A 16021-nucleotide genomic window follows, 5' to 3' on the forward strand; every position below is an offset into this window, starting at 1 on the left:
CTACGCGGCCGGGACCCGGGCGGCGGTCGGCATCCGTGCGGTGACACGCTGGTGTTCCTTGATCCGCACAGCCGCGAGGGAACCACCGCATGAGCACCGGCAGCTATTACGAGCGCATCGACGCACACAGCTTCAAGCCCACCGCCCACGCGAGCGGTGCGTGGAGCACGGACGAAGTGCACTTCAGCCCGCTCGGTGGCCTCATCACCCACGCCATCGACCGGCACCTGGCCGACCGGCCGGGCGAGCCGCTCCTGCTGTCCCGGATCAGCTTCGACATCCTCGGCCGGCTCGCCCTCGACACGTGCGAGATCCGGGTCGAGACCATCCGGCCCGGCCGCACCATCGAACTGGTCGAAGCCGTCGCCCTCATCGGCGACCGTCCCGTCGTACGCGCCAGGGCCTGGTGCCTCGCCTCCGGCGACACCGGCGCCGTCGCCGGTGGAGAGGCCGACCGGCTCACCCCTCCCGAGGCGCTCGCACCCTGGCCCATGGCCGATCTCTGGCCGGGCGGCTACATCGCGTCCCTCGACGTCCGTCCGCTCGCGCCGCCCCGGCCGGGCCGTACGGCGGCCTGGATCTCCACGCCCCTCGACCTCGTCGCGGGCGAACCCGCCGGCCCGCTCGCGTCGTACGTCGCGCTCGTCGACACCGCCAACGGCATCGCCGTACGCGAGCAGCCCACCGCCTGGATGTTCCCGAACGTCGACCTGACCATCCACCTGCACCGCCGGCCCGGGGGCGACTGGACCGGGCTCGACACCACGGTCGTGTTCGGCCCCACCGGCCAGGGCATCACCAGCACGGTCCTGCACGACATCCACGGCCCCGTCGGCCGGGCCGAGCAGATCCTCACCGTCCGGCCCTCGTGAAGCGGCGGTGTTCGGGCCGGACGGACGGGACCGGCTTCACCTCGGGTTCCGCGTACGGTCGGGCCCGACCGGTCTTCACCCCAGCCGCTGCACGCTGATGGACCACGGGCCGTCGGAGCGGGCGTGGACGAGGCAGGGACCGGGCAGCGGCGCCTCGCCCCGCCACGGGCCGATGTGGTTGGCCAGCTCGTCCAGGAAACCGCTGCCGTCCGTCTCGAAGGTGTCGACGAGGAAGTAGCCGCCGTCGTCCGACTGCGGGTCGCCCTCGTAGCGGAGCGTCGCGATGCCCGGGCCGCCCTCGTAGCGCAGGACGTCCGATGCGGGCCGCCGCGCATGGTCGTCCAGGGGCAGTGCGCTCGACACCGAGGTCGCTTCGATCGTCCACGGCCCGTCGGCCTGGACCCGGAGCGCCCGCACGGACCTGTCGTCGGCGTTGACCAGCGAGCGGCAGGAGAAGGGCCCGTCGGTGTACACCAGTTGGCTCTGCGACTGGAGGTCCGGGCCCAGCGCGTCCACGACGAAATGGCCGGCCCCGTGGTGGGTGATGTCCAGAACGACCGGTCCCGCTCCGGTCGTCAGCGGTGCGACCTGGTTGCCGTCGCCGCCCACGCGTTGCAGCACCGGTCCACCCGCGGTGAGCAGCGGAGGCGCCTGCCCGGACGCTCCTGCGGTCTTGGTGACTCCGACGAGGGGTGTCACGCCGGGGTCCTGCTCCGTGCGATCCCGCTGGAACCACTTCATCGACAGCTCCTCGGCCACGTGGTGTGCGGCATTGCGCCGGCGCGGCTCAACGCGACAGTTCCTTGCGCCTTCTGCGGCGCTCCCGGAGGTTCGGGTGGCGGACGACCACGCCGCCCGCGCCGCACGAACCCGTGATCCGGAGCACGGGCGTGCCGGGCAGCCGTTCACCCGTGGTCTTGTCCTTCAGCCCGCCGAAGCCGAGATCCAGCGCGTCCGTGTCCGCCTTCCAGCCCTCCGGGACCACGAACACCACCCCGGCCATCTGCGCGTCCACCTCCACGTCGATCTCGCGCAGCCGGCACTCGGCCTGCGTGAAGTCGAGGAGCACGCTGCCCATGCCCCCGTACGCGACAATCCGCGGCGGCACCTTCCAGCGGCCCGTCCGCTGTGCGCCGTGGATGCCGCCCTTGAGGACCAGCGGCTCGCCCGATTCGATCACGACCGGTCCCAGGTCGTCGGTGAGCGGGGCGAGTTCGGCGTGCGTCTTGGCCGTGAGGGCCAGGCCCAGGCGCTCGTCCAGTTCCTCAAGATCGATGCGGCCCTCGGCCGCCGCCTCCCGCAGTTGTTCCACGACCGCTTCACGGTCGGCGTCGGAGGCGCGCATACGGCCGGCGGATCGGGCGGGTTCGGCAGTCATGAAGCAGATGATACGGACGGTGGTACGGGAGTCCAGCGCTCCGGATGGGCAGCGCGGCCCGGTCAGTCCGCCCGTCGGGCGCGCTCCAGCCAGGGGCCGAACTCGCTGTCCAGGACCAGTCGTCCGAGCTTGCGGTACTCGGCGAGTACGGCCGAGACGAGCTGATCGGTGTCCAGGGGGCGGCCCGACTCCGCGGCCTGGTAGGCGGCGGTGACCGCGCAGGCACGGATGGAGCCGCCCGTCAGCTCGAAACGCTCCGCACAGGTCCGCAGGTCGAGGCCCGGTGCGCGGGGGATCTCCGTGCCCAGGCAGCGTTCCCACAGGGCGAGGCGCTGCTCCGCGTCCGGTACGGGGAAGTCGGCGACCACGTCGAGGCGGCGGGTGAAGGCCTCGTCGAGGTTGGCCCGCAGATTGGTGGTGAGGACGGCGATGCCGTCGAAGGACTCGATCCGCTGGAGGAGGTAGGCCGACTCCACGTTGGCGTGCCGGTCCTGGGCGTCCTTGACCTGCGAGCGCTTCCCGAAGACGGCGTCCGCCTCGTCGAACAGCAGCACCGCGTTGACGTCGGACGCCTCGACGAAGATCCGCTCCAGGTTCTTCTCGGTCTCACCGATGTACTTGTCCACCACGGAGGACAGGTCCACGACGTAGAGCTCCATGCCCAGATCGGCCGCCACCACCTCCGCCGACATGGTCTTGCCCGTCCCGGACTCGCCGGCGAACAGCGCGACGATGCCCCGGCCCCGGCCGCCGCCCGGCCGCATCCGCCACCGGCCGAGCACCTGCTCGCGGTGGCGTGCGCGCAGCGCCAGGTCGGACAGCTGGCGGCGGGTCGACGGGGGCAGCACGAGGTCGTCCCAGCCGACCGTGGGCTCGATGCGGCGGGCGAGCCGTGCCAGCCCCGCCCCGTTCTGGGCCCGCACGGCGGTGCGCAGGTCCCGGGCCTCCACCGGGCGTCCCTCCAGACCGGCCAGCCGGGAGGCGACGGTGGCGGCCCTGCGGATCTGGCCGGAGTCGAGGCGGTAGGCGCGGGTGGCGTCGACCAGGTGCGCGTCGGCCGTCGCGGTGCCGGCGGCGAGGCCGGCCGGGGCACCGGCCCCGGTGAGTGCCCGGCGCCACCGTCGTGCCGCGTCCGCCGGGTCCGGGGGCGGGACCGGGACCGTCACCGGGCTCTCGGCGGACCACAACGGGTCCCAGTGCTTCTTTCCGTACACGATCAGCGGGGAGCCGCCGCCCACTGCCTCGCAGAGCGCGTCGATCAGGCCGGCGCCCTTGGGCTGCTCGGGGGTGAGCGTCTCCAGCGGCCCGAGGACGAGACCGCCGCCGCTCAGCCGCGCCTCGGTCGCCAGGATCCGCGCCGTCCGCAGTGGCTCCGGGGCGGCGGCCAGCGCGGTGGCGTCCACCACCAGCGGTCGGAGCCCGGCCACGAGGAGCGCGTCCGCCGCGAGCCGGCCGGGGTCGCCGCCGCGGTCCAGCAGATGCACCAGGCCGCTGCCGGTGCCCAGCGCCGCCGCGACCCGCAGCGTCGTCGGACACGGGTCGGGCTCCTCCTGCGGCCCGGCGACGCGGACGAGACCGTGCAGCCTGCCGTCCACTGTGTCGTCGCCGAGCAGATGCGCGGTGACCCGGTCCGGTACGCGCAGTACCCGTGAGAGCAGCGGGCGTTCGGCCTCCAGTACCTCCACCAGGCCGGACGCGACCAGCGGGGCGGACGGGGCGAAGCGGAAGCGGCCGGGGCCCGCGGCGGGCAGTTCGCAGAGTTCGAGGGCCAGGCCGGTCGTCGCGCGCCGCCGGGTGAGGTCGTCGTTGAGATAGCCGTAGAGCCGCTCGAACCGTGCGTCGATGTCCGGGGCCATCGCGACCAGCAGCATATCGAGGTCCGGCGCGACCAGGCCGAAACGCTCCGCGAGGGCCGCGATCCGGCCCCCGGCCGGTGAGTCGGGGGAGTCAGGCGAGTCCGGTGCGGCGTCGGCGCCGTACGCCGGGACAGGGAGGAACGCGTCGCGGGAGTCCAGGATCCGCTCGGCCGCCGCCGGGGTCAGATACTGCCCCCGGTACGGATCGTTCGGTTCCGGATCGGTCTCCAGGCGCAGCGCGACCGCGTGCCGTACCCGTCGCTCGATGTCCCCCAGCCGTGCCCAGAGTTCCTCGATGTCCGCCGCCGGGGTGCCGCCCGGCTCCCGGACAGCCGGCTCCCGGACGCCCGGGGCCCGATACGCCGTGGTCACCGGGCCGGACCTCCACGCCTGCGGCGGCCCGGCGGGAGCTGCCGTTCACGTTCCGCGGCGAAGCCCTGCCCGCGGGGCTCGGACGCCCCGTCGTAGCGCAGCCGCCGCCCCGGCTCCGTGGGCTCGCCGTCGGCCTCGGGCACCGTCCGTACCAGCAGACCCTCGGTGACCGGCGGCCCTGCGGCCACCACCTCTCCGCCGAGCGGCGCCCAGACCCGCAGGTCGATCGCGGCCTTGAGCTCGCCGCCGAGTGCGGACCACACGTCCACGGTCGACGGCCGGTCGCCGGAACCCGCCGAGGCGGCCTCCATCTCCACGGTCATCCCGAGCGCGGCAAGGCTGCCCGTGAGCATCCGGGCGGGCAGGACGTCCGTACGGATCAGGCAGCGCAACACCTCGGAGAGCAGGCGGTGTTCGTCCTGCGGGCGGTTGGTCCACGCGGTCAGCAGATAGGTCAGTTCGAACCAGCGCGGCGGCGTCCGCCGCCCCGTGACCACGCCCTCGTCGTCGTACTCCTCGCTCGTTCCGGTACGGCGGCGGGTGGCGTCCTCGCGGATGCCGTAGAGGAAGACGCTGACCGTGGGGGCGTTGCGCCGCGCGGACCAGTCCTTCGTGGGGGCGTCGAAGACCAGGTCCACGCCGCTGTCCTGGAGCCCGGCGTCGACCAGCAACAGCCGCAGCCCCTCGTCGACTTCGTGGATCACCTGCGCCCCACCTCGTCCGGGGGCACGATGGTGCCGCCGACCACCAGGAAGTCGGTGGTGACCGGGCTGAATCCCGGCCCCGACGCGGTGATGGTGCGCGGTCCCGTCCGGTCCTTCACCAGGATCAGCAACTGCGCGATGAAGGTGCCGTCACCGAGCGGGCGGGCCGGCGGCGCGGTCGCGGTGATCCCGGGCTTCCAGGTGAGCTTCACCGGAACGCCGGGCGGGAAGTCCTTGCCGCGCACGGACGTGACGAACCCCGGTTTGCCGACCTCGGGCACCGAGACGATGCGCGGCTGGAGGATGCGCAGCGGGATCCGGGAGACGTTGTCGCCGCGGTCCGCGTCGGTGCCGGTCGTGGTCAGCGTCCCGGTGACGCTGGTCCGCAGTGCCCGGTCCGGGGCGAGCACCACCCGCAGGACGGACCTGGCGCCCGGCGTCAGGTCGGGCAGCGCGCACACCCCGCCCGCGCAGCCGGCCGGAAGGGTCGTCACCGGAATCCCGGCGGGCAGCCCGAGGCGGAGCCGCAGACCGGTGGCGAGCGCGTTCTTCCCGTTGCGCACGGTGTACGTCACCACGACCCGCCCGCCGACGTATCCGGGGCTGGGCTGGGCCCGCACGGCGACGCCGGGGCCCGCCTCGGGCTCGGGCGGCAGCGGGACGGGCGGCTGCGCGGGCGGTGCCGGAGCCGGTGACGGGGGAGTGGTGTGGGGCGGGGCGGGCGTGGGCGCCGAGGGGGTCGGATCGGGCAGCTCGGGGACGTCGCGGACCCGGACGTCCGTTGCGGTGTCGTTGTCCGTGGGGTTCGGGTCGACGACGGCTCCGGTGACGGACCAGCCGATCTGCCAGGGCCCCGTCGTCACGCCGGTGAGCGTTGCGGTGACCTCCACCTTGCCGCCGGGCGCGAGCAGGCCGAGATCACAGCTCGGCAGCAGGTCGGCGGCGCAGGGACCGGCGGGGGTGGCGAGCTCCTCCAGGCGTACGCCCGGCGGGGTGTCGGCGACGAACGTGGTGCCGGGGGAGGGGGCCGGGCCGCGGTTGGTGACGGTGACCGTCAACGACACCGAGGAGCCGGCCTCCACCGACGGGCCGACGGGCTGTGCGGTCACGGCCAGGTCGACCGACTGGCGGAAGGCGGGCTCCTTCTGGCGGCCCGGAAGCGTCGCGGTCCGCGCGGTCAACGTGCCGGTGGCGAGGTCGAGTTCGGACAGCTGCTCGGGGGAGTTCGGCGCGATGTCCCGGCGGTGGCTCAGGACCAGCCGCTTGGCGTCCGGTGACCAGGCCACGTCACGCGGCTGGTACGGCCCGGTCGCCGTGACGTCCGGGATCTGCTCGCCGCACGCGTCGGGGTCGTTGCGCCGGTCGGACGGCAGCACGACCCGGCAGCCGGTTCCGGTGGGCGAGGTGACGACGATGCTCGCCCGGTGGTTGATCTGATCGGCCCGGTCCTTGCGGTTGAAGGCGATGGACGTGCCGTCGGGGGAGAACGCGGGGCTGTCGTCGATCACCTTGCACTCGCCGGGGCAGCCGGTGACGCTGAGGTCCTGCTGCCGGCTCAGGTCCATGTCCCGCTGCTGGCCGAGGTCCTTCACCTGGGCGGTCCAGACGTGCTTGATGCCGCCGAGGCCCCGGATCACCTCATTACGCGTGAAAGCCAGGGTGGTGCCGTCCGCGGACCAGGCGGGCTGGGCGTCCTGGCCGGCCACCTCCCCCGCGGGCGGGACCACCTTGCCGATGATCTTCTTCGTGGCGACATCGGCGACCAGCACCTGGCTGGGGCCCGCCGCGTCACCGACGCCTCCCGGAGAGGTCCGGGTGAACGCCATCCGCGTACCGTCCGGCGAGAAGGAGGGGTCGGTGTCCCAGTCGCCGGCGCCCCGCCCCTCCAGGTCCATCACCTCCGCGTGCATCCCGTCGGTGTCGGTCAGCCAGATCCGCTGGACCCGCACGCCGCCGACGTCCTGGAAGCGGGTCACGGCGATGTTCAGGCCGTTCGGCGTGTAGGTCTGACGCTCGGTCCAGGGGTCGTAGCCCTCCGAGGGGTGGAACAGCGGATCCTTGGCGGGGTCGTCACTGGTGTTGGTGAGGGCCTTCGGGTCCTCGCGCAGCACGTCGAGCCGGAGGTCCCGGGGGTCCGAGCCGTCCTGCCGGATGTCCTGGAGCGTGACGACGTCGGGTTTCACGGTGGTCCTGCGGGTGACGACCACCGTCGGGGTGCCCGCCCGCACGAGTACGGCCGGAGACTCCACCGTCCGGTCCTCGTCGAGTTCCTTCACCGGTTCGGGGTCGTCGAGGGTGTCGGTCCGGTACACATGGTCGTAGACGGAGCACCCGCAGTCCGTGTTGGGGCTGAGGAAGTACAGACCTTCGCCGTTCGGCAGCCAGGCGGCCGAGCGGGTTCCCCAGCCGGCGAAGGCGCCGGTCAGCAGGGGGCGTCCGGTGCCCGGACCGTCGGTGACCCGCAGCCGGTTCCCGGTGTCGGTGTCCGACTCGGGTTCCTGGTGCAGGGTGTAGACGAGGATCTGCCGGTGGTCCGCGTCGTTCACCGGGTTCCACTCCGGCTCGCTCGCGTCGCCCTCCGCCGGGTTGCTGACACAGGTCACCGCCCCACCGGACAGGTCCCGTTGATAGATCTGCGTGCCCTTCTCCGGGCCGCCGTCGCTCGCGTACGCGATGCGGGTGCCGTCCGGGGAGAGCGTCGGGTGGGTCTCGTTCGCGGCGGTGTCCGTCAGCCGCTGCGGATCGGAGGAGCCGTCGACGGCGACCGACCAGAGGTCACGCTGCGCGGCCTGCCCGGCGCGCGGCTCCGCCGAGTCGAACACCACGGTCTGCCCGTCGACGGAGAGTTCGGGGTGCGCGGCGTCACGGCCGGTGGTGAGCCGGAGCACGGAACCGTCCGTCCGGCGCACGTACACCTGGGGCTTCGCCTCGTCGCGCAGGCTCGTGAAGACCAGCGTGCTGCCGCGCCCGAAGGCGTCCTGGTCGTAGTGGGCGGGACCGGATGCGAACAGGTCCGCGCTGGTCGTCCCGGACGAACGCTCCCCGAGACTGCGATGCCCGGTACCGGCGTAGGCGATCCGCGCGGTGTCCGCGGGAGCCGCGTCCGAGGCGGCGGCCGCCGGTGTCGCGCCCTGTGGGACGGACACGGAACCCGCCACCAGCAGCGGGGCCAGCAACACCACGACACCGCTCAGCCGGCGCAACCGGGTACGGCGTGCCGGGCCAGCAGGACCGCCCACGGTCCACCTCACAGTCTGGTCGATGGTTCTCCAGCTCGAGCATCGTGGGCGCGGGGGACGATGGGCAGGGGCCGGAGTACCCGGGGCGGGGGAAGACCTGGTGCCCTTTGCGGCCCCGGCGGACGTACGGGCGGACAGCCCTTACGACCTGGTGCACGATAGCGAGCGGGCTCCCGGCGCCCTGCGACTCCGCCTCCGACGTTGTCGTCGGTCAACGACGCTCCGCGTCGCCTCCCTCCTCCGCCTTGGATTCGAAGCCGCATGACGCCGCTCGCTGATCCGCTCTCATCGTGCACCAGGTCGTTAGTAATGGTCCGTCTCGTTGTTCCACCGGTGACTGGCCCTCTTCGTCACGTCCTGGACGTCCTTGACGAACAGCTGGAACAGCAGTTGCGTCGCCTCGGTCTCCGATCCGAGACTGAGACTGAAGTCGCCGTGGCTCTCGAGCTTCATGCCGATGCGCCCGGTGAGGTTGCCCTCGCCGCCCGAGCCCGTCTCGAACTGGCTGTTCTCGCCGTGGATCCTGCGCAGGGCCTCGGGTGCGCCGGTGTTCCCGGCCAGGGCCATGTGCTCCGGTGTGAACAGGTGCCGGTGGGCGCCGGGCTTGAGCGTGAACTCGAGTACGCGGGTCGGCGGGCCGTCGACGAGCCGGCCGTTGCCGGCCCTCGCCCCCATCTCGTAGTGCTGCTCGTGGTTGCGCCTGTAGTACTCGTACGCCTGGTCCATGTCACCGAGGTGCTTCTTGACCGGCATGGCTCCGACGCTGGAATCCGCAACGTTCTTGTCCGCGTGGAAGTTCTGGGTGGCCGACGCGCCCTGGTTCCTGTCGCCCTCCAGCCACGCCTCGGTGCCTGCGTGCTTGCCGGCGCCCTTCCATTCCATGATCGCGTCAGCCTCCTCGACGGTCATCGTCCGGAAGAGCCGCAGCTCCTTCTCCTGCGGGCCCGCGTTGCGCAGATCCCTGAGGAGCTTCTTCGCCACGTCCCTGAGGATCGTGGGGAGTTCCCGCTTCGACCCCGACGCCTTGGGAGCCACGGCGGCGCTGTTCCCGGCCTGCTCCTGCCAGTACCTGTGGGTCCAGAGGTCCTGGATGTTCTCCGGGTCCTGGACGACGCGCTGTACGGCCCCGGTCCGCGCGGAGCGCTGTGCCGTGTCCGGTCCGGACGTCTGCCGGACGGCGGCCCGGCCGGAGAGGGCACGGCGCGCGTTCGCCTCGGCCTCGCGCTCGAAGCGGTCGGCGGGGTCGGACACCCGCAGCCCGCTCCCGTTGTCCGTCCCGGCCACCGGGCCCAGGCGCTGCTGGATGACGTGGGTGAGCTCGTGGGCGAGGGTGTGCCGGTCGCCTCCGCCGTCGCCGATCACGACGTGATCGCCGGAGGTGTAGGCGCGGGCCCCGATCTCGGCGGCCGAGCGCCGGGCGGTGGCGTCGTCGTGGATGCGGACCGTGGAGAAGTCCGCGCCCAGGCGGGACTCCATGTCGGTGCGGGTGGCCTCGTCCAGCGGCCGTCCGCCGGAGCGCAGCACATCGGGCACGGCGGAACGCTGCACCGCAGCCTGCCCCGGCTGCTCGTGACCTTCGCCGGCGACCTGCGGAGCCGGCTCGGCGGCGTACGTACCGGAGTGTCCCGCCTGCCGCAGCATCTGGACGACGTCGGCGTTGCCGGCGCCGCGCAGCAGGGCGAGCCGCACGGGGGAGGGCGGGCTCGCGGCACTCGTCGCCGGAGCCGTGACGGCCGGGCGTACCGGACCGCGCGCCTCACCGGCGGCGGGCGACTTGCCGGGGTTGTGCGTACGCATGGGGAGCACGCCTCTCTGCTCTCTGCGGGCGGATCCCTGCGGGTGATCTCTGCCGGCCGGTCGGATGCTTGTTCCTGGATATCGCGGCCGGGGCGGTGCGGTGAAGGGCGAGGGGTGCACAGAACGCTGCCCTTCCGGAACCGCGACCGGGCCGCCGACGGTCGCGGAGCCCGGTGCGGCCCGCCCCGCGGAGCCCCGGGCACCGCGGGGGCAACGCCCGTTGCCCCCGGGGCCCGTGGGCGCGGGCTCCGGGGGGTGGAGCCCAGGGACACCTCAGATGAGGCCGTGCCGCATGGCGTAGCCCACCGCGTGGGCCCGGTTGCGCAGTTCCAGCCGGGCCGCCACCTCGTGGAGCACGTTCTTGACGGTCCGTTCGGAGTACGAGGTCTTCTGCGCGATCTCCGCGGTGCCGTAGCCCTCCGACACCAGCCTGATCATCTCCGCCTCCCGCGCGGTGAGGGTGGAGAGCGAGAGCCCCCGGGGGTCCAGGACCGTGCGGTGAAGGCTGCTGACGTGGTCGAGGAGTTTCCCGAGCAGGTCGCCCGGCAGCACTCCTTCGCCCTTCGCGATCGCCGTGACCAGATGGACGAGACGGTCCTGGTCGGCCTCGCCACGCCTCAGCACGGCGGCGACCCCGTACTCGATCAGGGTCTGCAGCGCCCCCGTCTCGAAGAAGCCGACGACGAGCCCGGTGCGGGTGGCGGTGTTGCGCTGGAGGCGGTGCAGGAGCTGGACGGTGGGCTCGTTCACCATGTCCACCACTACTAAGGAGACCTGCGCCCGGTCGGCCTCCTCTTCCGGTATCAGCTCTATCTCCGGCCGCATGCGCAACTGGTGCACCATGCCGGTCTGCAGGATCAGGTCCTCCGCGTACACGGCCACGGAGACCCGGCCCCCCGGTGACGCCGCCTGCGTGCCCTCCGTGCGTTGCTCCGGCACGGAGGGGCCGCGGCTGCGGCCGCCCCCCGTCACGGGCGGCGTCACTTCTTTCGTGATCATGGTCATGTGCTCGTCTTCCTCAGCTACTTCCGCAGGTTCCCCGATAGGTGGTTGCGCCGGTTTCCGGTAAGTCGGGTGTCGTGCACGTTCCTCCCGGCCCCGGGCAGGGGGACCTGGCGCGCGGGCAGGGTGCGAGGAGACGGCGCGGGTGTTCCGCCGGGGCACCGGACCTGCCCGCACGTTGCCCTCCCGCCTCTGCTGCCGGGAGCGGGGCGCGGCCTAACGTCGCATCGTGACCACATCTGCCGAATTCGACATATCCACGGTGACGGTGTCGCCGGGCGCCGAAGCGACGACCACGCTGACCGTGCGCAACGACGGCGACATCGTCGAGGCGTACACCCTCGAAGTGGTCGGCGACTGCGCGGCGTGGGCCACGGTCGAACCGGCGCGGGTCTCCCTCTACCCGGGCACCTCCGAGACCGTGACGGTGCGGCTCGCGCCGCCCCGGTCCCACGAGGTCAAGGCGGGCGAAGTACCCCTGGGCGTACGCGTCCTGCCGGCGGAGCACCCCGAATCGGTGGCCGTGCCCGAGGCGACGGTGGTCGTCGAGCCGTTCCGTGAACTGCGGACGCGACTGGAGCCGGGCCGGCGCAGGGGCTGGCTGGGTGCCCGGTTCCGGGCCTCGGTGCAGAACCGTGGGAACGCTCCCGTGGACGTCGTGTTCACCGCGAAGCAGGAGGGGGAGGAGCTCCGCCTCGCCTTCACACCGGAGCGCCTGAGCCTGAAGCCGGGCGAGTCCGCCGAGTCGGGCCTGCGGGTGCGGGCCCGGAAACTGATCTGGTTCGGCGCCCCCACCACCTGGCCGTTCGAGGTCCGGGTGGCGGAGAGCGAGGGGGCGGAGGCGGAGGCCGACCGGCCCGGCCGGCCGGAGCCCCTGCCCGGTGAGTTCGCGCAACTTCCGCTGCTTCCGAAGTGGTTGCTGATCGTCCTGGCGGCCCTGCTCGCGCTGCTGGTCGCGTGGTTCGCGCTGGTGCGCCCCGCCGTCCGCAGCACCGCGAAGGAGGCGGCCGCCGCGGCGGCCCAGGAGGAGAACAAGGCCCGGCCGCAGGGCGGTGCGACGACCGGTGGCACCACGGGCGGCGGCGATCCGGCCGGAGGGCAGGGCCAGGAGAAGGGGGCGAGCGCCGGAACAGGGACGGACGGTACCGGCGGTGCCGGTACGGGCGGTTCGGGTTCGACGGGCGGCGGCGGGGCGGACGCCCAGCAGAGCTCGCAGACCATCGACGTGCAGACGGAGGCCGGTGCCGAGAGGGACGGGACCTATCCGGTCCCGGTAGGAAAGGTCTTCGGCGTCACCGACATCGTGGTGGCGAACTTCCAGGGAGACGAAGGGGTGCTGACCATCTCCTTCGGCGAGCGGAAGATCACCACCATTGCGCTGGAGACGTTCCGCAACCAGGACTATCACTGGGTCACCCCCATTCGGATACAACAGAATGACAAGGTCACCGTTTCCGTGACCTGTTCCAAACCCGGGACTCCGGCGACCGGTAAGCAGGCCTCCAAGTGCCACCAAGTACTCAATGTCAGTGGTGTGCTGAGCGATTTCACGCCGTAGGAACGATAGCGCCGGATTCCTGCCCCTCCGTTCCGGGAGCATGAACAAACAGGGTCCCTGCCAGCGGAAACCTCCACATGGCGGCGCGCCGGGGTGTGGTCCTGAACACACCCGTCCGGATCGGGAACCAAGGGAACGGGCGGGCCCTGGCCGGTGATTGACGGTCTTCCGCGGTGGATTCCCCGCCCTTTGCCGAGGACGGCATCCGCTCGGACCGCGCACACCCCGCTCACCGGAGCGCGTCAGGGTGTCCAGAGGGCCGAACGGCCGTGGAAATCCGGCCGGTTCGGCCCCGTCGGCCCAGTAGTTTCTGGCTGAAACTAATCCTCGCGACGGAGGGCGGGTCACAGGGATTCCGAGCGAAATATTTCGGTGGCGGAATGTGAGAAAGGCCTCCCCCGGGCCGCAGGGCCCTCGCAGGGCCTCCGCGGGACTCCCGGGCGCCCGGGGCGGGGGTGCCCGGGAAGGCAGTCACCCTGCCCCGTGGCCAGGACTTTGAGGCCTACATCCCGCAGGCACCCCGGGCAAGACTGAACAAGCGAACGACTGACCACCCGAAGGAGCGAGCATGCCGTCGTACCTCACCCCAGGTGTATACGTGGAGGAGGTGCAGTCCGGAGCACGGCCCATCGAGGGAGTCGGCACCGCGGTCGCCGCCTTCGTCGGGTTCGCGGAGACGGGCCCCTTCCACCGGCCGACGCTGGTGACGAGCTGGGACCAGTACGTATCGGCCTTCGGCACCTTCACGCCCGACACCTACCTGACGCTGGCCGTCCACGGTTACTTCAGCAACGGCGGCGGCGCGGCGTACATCGTCCGCATCGGCGGCCCGGCCGAGGACGCGCCGCAGGGCTCCGCGCCCGTGGCGGCCCCGCCCGTCGCACTCGGCGGCTTCCTGGTCTCCGCCCGTCCGGGCGCCGGTGAGGGCCTCTCCATCGAGGTCGCCGACCCCGAGGGCGAGAACCCTCCGGAGGACCGGTTCCGGCTGCTGGTGCGCCAGGGCGGCAAGGTGGTGGAGACGTACGACACCTCCGTACGCAAGAACGTCAAGGGCTATCTGGTCACCCAGGCCCGCCAGTCCAAGCTCGTCGAGGTCACGGAACAGCCCGGTGCGGCGCAGACCCGCCCCGAGAACCAGAGCCTCTCCCTCTCGCCCGCCGCCCCGGCCGCGGGCGGGACCGTCCGGACCGGTCCGAGCGAGTACGTGGGCGACGCGTCGGCCCGCACGGGCATCGCGGCCCTTGAGGCCATCGACGAGATCACCATGGTCGCCGTCCCGGACCTGATGAGCGCCCACCGCCGCGGCGACATCGACGACGAGGGCGTCAGGGCCGTGCAGCTGGCCGTCATCGCGCACTGCGAGCAGATGGGCGACCGGGTCGCCGTCCTGGACACCCCGCCGGGGATGAACGCCCAGCGCGTCCGTACCTGGCGCAACGACGACGCCGGATACGACTCGCGCTACGCGACCGTGTACTACCCCTGGCTCAAGGTCCTCGACCCGGCCACCGGCCAGCAGACCCTGATCCCGCCGAGCGGCCACGTCGCCGGCGTCTGGGCGCGCAGCGACGGCGAGCGCGGGGTGCACAAGGCGCCCGCCAACGAGGTCATCCGCGGGGCACTGGACCTGGAACTCCGCCTGAGCAAGGGCGAGCAGGACCTCCTCAACCCGATCGGCGTCAACTGCGTCCGCGCCTTCCCCGGCCGGGGCATCCGCATCTGGGGCGCCCGCACGCTCTCGTCCGACCCCGCCTGGCGCTACCTCAACGTGCGCCGGCTCTTCAACTACCTGGAGGAGTCCATCCTCCTGGGCACCCAGTGGGTGGTCTTCGAGCCGAACGACGACCGCCTCTGGTCGAGCATCCGCCGTAACGTCACCGCCTTCCTCACCGAGGAATGGCGCCGGGGCGCGCTCTTCGGCCGGACGGCGGAGGAGGCCTTCTACGTCAAGTGCGACCGGGACAACAACCCGCAGGAGTCCATCGACCTCGGCCAGGTCGTCTGCGAGATCGGTGTCGCCCCGGTGAAGCCCGCGGAGTTCGTGATCTTCCGCCTCGCGCAGTTCTCGGACAGCACCAGCCTCGTCGACGAGTGACCGCTCCTCGTCGATGAGTGACCCCGCAGACAACGAACAGAACAGGTGACACACAGTCATGGCAGAGGGCGATGCTCTTTCCACCCACGTCTTCGGCGTGCAGCTCGGCGGCTATCTCGTGGAGTCGATCCAGGAGATCAGCGGGCTGACCGTCGAGGAAGAAGTCGTCGAGGTCCGCCAGGTGACCGCCGAGGGCAAGCAGATCATCCGCAAGCAGCCCGGTGCGCGCCAGGCCGGCGAGGTGACGATCACCCGCGGGCTCGACAAGAGCAGCGAGTTCACCAAGTGGATCAAGGAGACGCTCAACAACGGAGCCGTCGACACCGCACGCCAGAACCTCACCATCGAGATCAAGGACTCGAAGGGTGAGACCGTCCGCCGCATCCAGCTGATGCAGGGCTGGGCCAGCAAGTGGGAGGGCCCCTCGCTGAAGGCCGGCGAGTCCAGCGCTGCGACGGAGACGGTCACCATCACCTTCGAGGAGATCGTCGTCGAATGAGGCGCAGGACCGTTTCCGGCGGCGGCCTCGACGAGGTCCTCGACAGCCTCGCCGCCGCCGCGCCCGCCCCGCGGGAGGAAGCCCCGACGCCTCCTCCCGCCCGGGAGCGGGACCGTCAGGACCTGCGTACGGAGTTCGAGTTCGAGCTCCCGCGCGGTTACGTCGACGACGAGGGCCAGGTGCACCGGAGCGGGTCGATGCGGCTCGCCACGGCACGGGACGAGCTGCGCCCGCAGATCGACCTGCGCGTCAAGGAGAACCCCGCGTACCTGAGCGTGGTGCTGCTCAGCCAGGTCATCACCCGGCTCGGCACCGTCACCGACGTGCACGCCGGGGTGGTCGAGCGGATGTACGCCACCGACGTGGCGTTCCTCCAGGACTTCTACCGCCGCATCAACAGCGAGGGTCACACGCACGCCGCGGTGACGTGCCCGCTGTGCCACGGGTCGTTCGAGGTGGACCTCTCGGGTGAACGCCTGGGGGAATCGTGACGTACGCGCCTTCCCGGCTGCGGGAGGAGCTCGCGTACATCGCCTACCACTTCCACTGGCAGCGTGAGGACATCCTCGACCTCACCCATGGTGAGCGGCAGGAGTGGGTGAGGGAGATAGCGCGGATCAACACCCGCGTCAACGAGAGCGGGTGAGGG

Annotated in this window: 13 protein-coding genes; 6 read left to right on the plus strand and 7 right to left on the minus strand. The window is 72.1% G+C overall.

All coding sequences use genetic code 11. The features are described from left to right. The first annotated feature begins 89 nt into the window (after window positions 1-89). The gene (locus tag OG446_RS22000) at window positions 90-872 is read left to right on the plus strand and encodes a thioesterase family protein (protein ID WP_328895663.1); all 783 of its coding nucleotides are present in this window, start codon (window positions 90-92) and stop codon (window positions 870-872) included. 75 nt (window positions 873-947) lie between these two features. Here the strand turns inward: OG446_RS22000 and OG446_RS22005 are convergent, their stop codons facing one another. The 7 genes from OG446_RS22005 to OG446_RS22035 form a co-directional block, all read right to left on the minus strand. After that, a complete protein-coding gene (locus tag OG446_RS22005; protein ID WP_328895664.1) occupies window positions 948-1613 on the minus strand; it encodes a hypothetical protein in 666 nt (221 codons plus the stop codon). A 46-nt stretch (window positions 1614-1659) separates the two neighbouring features. Further along, entirely contained in the window at window positions 1660-2250 is a 591-nt protein-coding gene (locus OG446_RS22010) for a DUF1707 SHOCT-like domain-containing protein (RefSeq protein WP_328895665.1), read from the minus strand. Between the two features lie 62 nt (window positions 2251-2312). Beyond that, window positions 2313-4403: an ATP-binding protein gene (locus OG446_RS22015; protein WP_328898376.1), complete on the minus strand. Its 2091-nt coding sequence runs from the start codon at window positions 4401-4403 to the stop codon at window positions 2313-2315. 71 nt (window positions 4404-4474) lie between these two features. Next, window positions 4475-5182, minus strand: a complete 708-nt coding sequence (locus OG446_RS22020) for a DUF4255 domain-containing protein (protein WP_328895666.1) — start codon at window positions 5180-5182, stop codon at window positions 4475-4477. Next, window positions 5179-8421 (minus strand): hypothetical protein, encoded by a 3243-nt coding sequence (locus OG446_RS22025; RefSeq protein WP_328895667.1) that lies wholly within the window; start codon window positions 8419-8421, stop codon window positions 5179-5181. The genes OG446_RS22020 and OG446_RS22025 overlap by 4 nt, the downstream gene beginning before the upstream one ends. A 303-nt stretch (window positions 8422-8724) precedes the next feature. Then, the gene (locus tag OG446_RS22030; RefSeq protein WP_443050194.1) at window positions 8725-10218 is read right to left on the minus strand and encodes an eCIS core domain-containing protein; all 1494 of its coding nucleotides are present in this window, start codon (window positions 10216-10218) and stop codon (window positions 8725-8727) included. A 273-nt stretch (window positions 10219-10491) separates the two neighbouring features. Further along, window positions 10492-11223, minus strand: a complete 732-nt coding sequence (locus OG446_RS22035; RefSeq protein WP_328895668.1) for a helix-turn-helix transcriptional regulator — start codon at window positions 11221-11223, stop codon at window positions 10492-10494. A gap of 250 nt (window positions 11224-11473) precedes the next feature. Here OG446_RS22035 and OG446_RS22040 point away from each other — a divergent pair, with 250 nt between their 5' ends. The 5 genes from OG446_RS22040 to OG446_RS22060 all read left to right on the plus strand — a co-directional run bounded on the left by OG446_RS22040 (window position 11474) and on the right by OG446_RS22060 (window position 16018). Further along, the gene (locus OG446_RS22040; RefSeq protein ID WP_328898378.1) at window positions 11474-12778 is read left to right on the plus strand and encodes a COG1470 family protein; all 1305 of its coding nucleotides are present in this window, start codon (window positions 11474-11476) and stop codon (window positions 12776-12778) included. A gap of 568 nt (window positions 12779-13346) precedes the next feature. After that, complete coding sequence (locus OG446_RS22045; protein WP_328895669.1) at window positions 13347-14873, plus strand: phage tail sheath family protein; 1527 nt, start codon at window positions 13347-13349, stop codon at window positions 14871-14873. Window positions 14874-14931: 58 nt separating this feature from the next. After that, entirely contained in the window at window positions 14932-15372 is a 441-nt protein-coding gene (locus OG446_RS22050) for a phage tail protein (protein ID WP_124720830.1), read from the plus strand. Beyond that, on the plus strand, window positions 15369-15863 hold the full coding sequence (locus OG446_RS22055) for a hypothetical protein (protein WP_219574296.1): 495 nt from the start codon (window positions 15369-15371) through the stop codon (window positions 15861-15863). Before OG446_RS22050 ends, OG446_RS22055 begins: the two co-directional genes overlap by 4 nt. Beyond that, window positions 15860-16018 carry a DUF6760 family protein gene (locus tag OG446_RS22060; protein WP_167535327.1) on the plus strand — a complete coding sequence of 53 codons (159 nt, stop codon included), beginning with the start codon at window positions 15860-15862 and terminating at the stop codon, window positions 16016-16018. The genes OG446_RS22055 and OG446_RS22060 overlap by 4 nt, the downstream gene beginning before the upstream one ends. Window positions 16019-16021 lie beyond the last annotated feature (3 nt).

The organism is Streptomyces sp. NBC_00236 (assembly GCF_036195045.1).
Classification (GTDB): Bacteria; Actinomycetota; Actinomycetes; order Streptomycetales; family Streptomycetaceae; genus Streptomyces.

Bases quoted from the DNA above. Each gene is read 5' to 3' on its own strand.
- OG446_RS22045 (WP_328895669.1), top strand. From the start codon at position 13,347: ATGCCGTCGTACCTCACCCCAGGTGTATACGTGGAGGAGGTGCAGTCC.
- OG446_RS22055 (WP_219574296.1), top strand. From the start codon at position 15,369: ATGAGGCGCAGGACCGTTTCCGGCGGCGGCCTCGACGAGGTCCTCGAC.
- OG446_RS22030 (WP_443050194.1), bottom strand. From the start codon at position 10,218: ATGCGTACGCACAACCCCGGCAAGTCGCCCGCCGCCGGTGAGGCGCGC.
- OG446_RS22005 (WP_328895664.1), bottom strand. From the start codon at position 1,613: ATGAAGTGGTTCCAGCGGGATCGCACGGAGCAGGACCCCGGCGTGACA.
- OG446_RS22010 (WP_328895665.1), bottom strand. From the start codon at position 2,250: ATGACTGCCGAACCCGCCCGATCCGCCGGCCGTATGCGCGCCTCCGAC.
- OG446_RS22000 (WP_328895663.1), top strand. From the start codon at position 90: ATGAGCACCGGCAGCTATTACGAGCGCATCGACGCACACAGCTTCAAG.
- OG446_RS22035 (WP_328895668.1), bottom strand. From the start codon at position 11,223: ATGACCATGATCACGAAAGAAGTGACGCCGCCCGTGACGGGGGGCGGC.
- OG446_RS22050 (WP_124720830.1), top strand. From the start codon at position 14,932: ATGGCAGAGGGCGATGCTCTTTCCACCCACGTCTTCGGCGTGCAGCTC.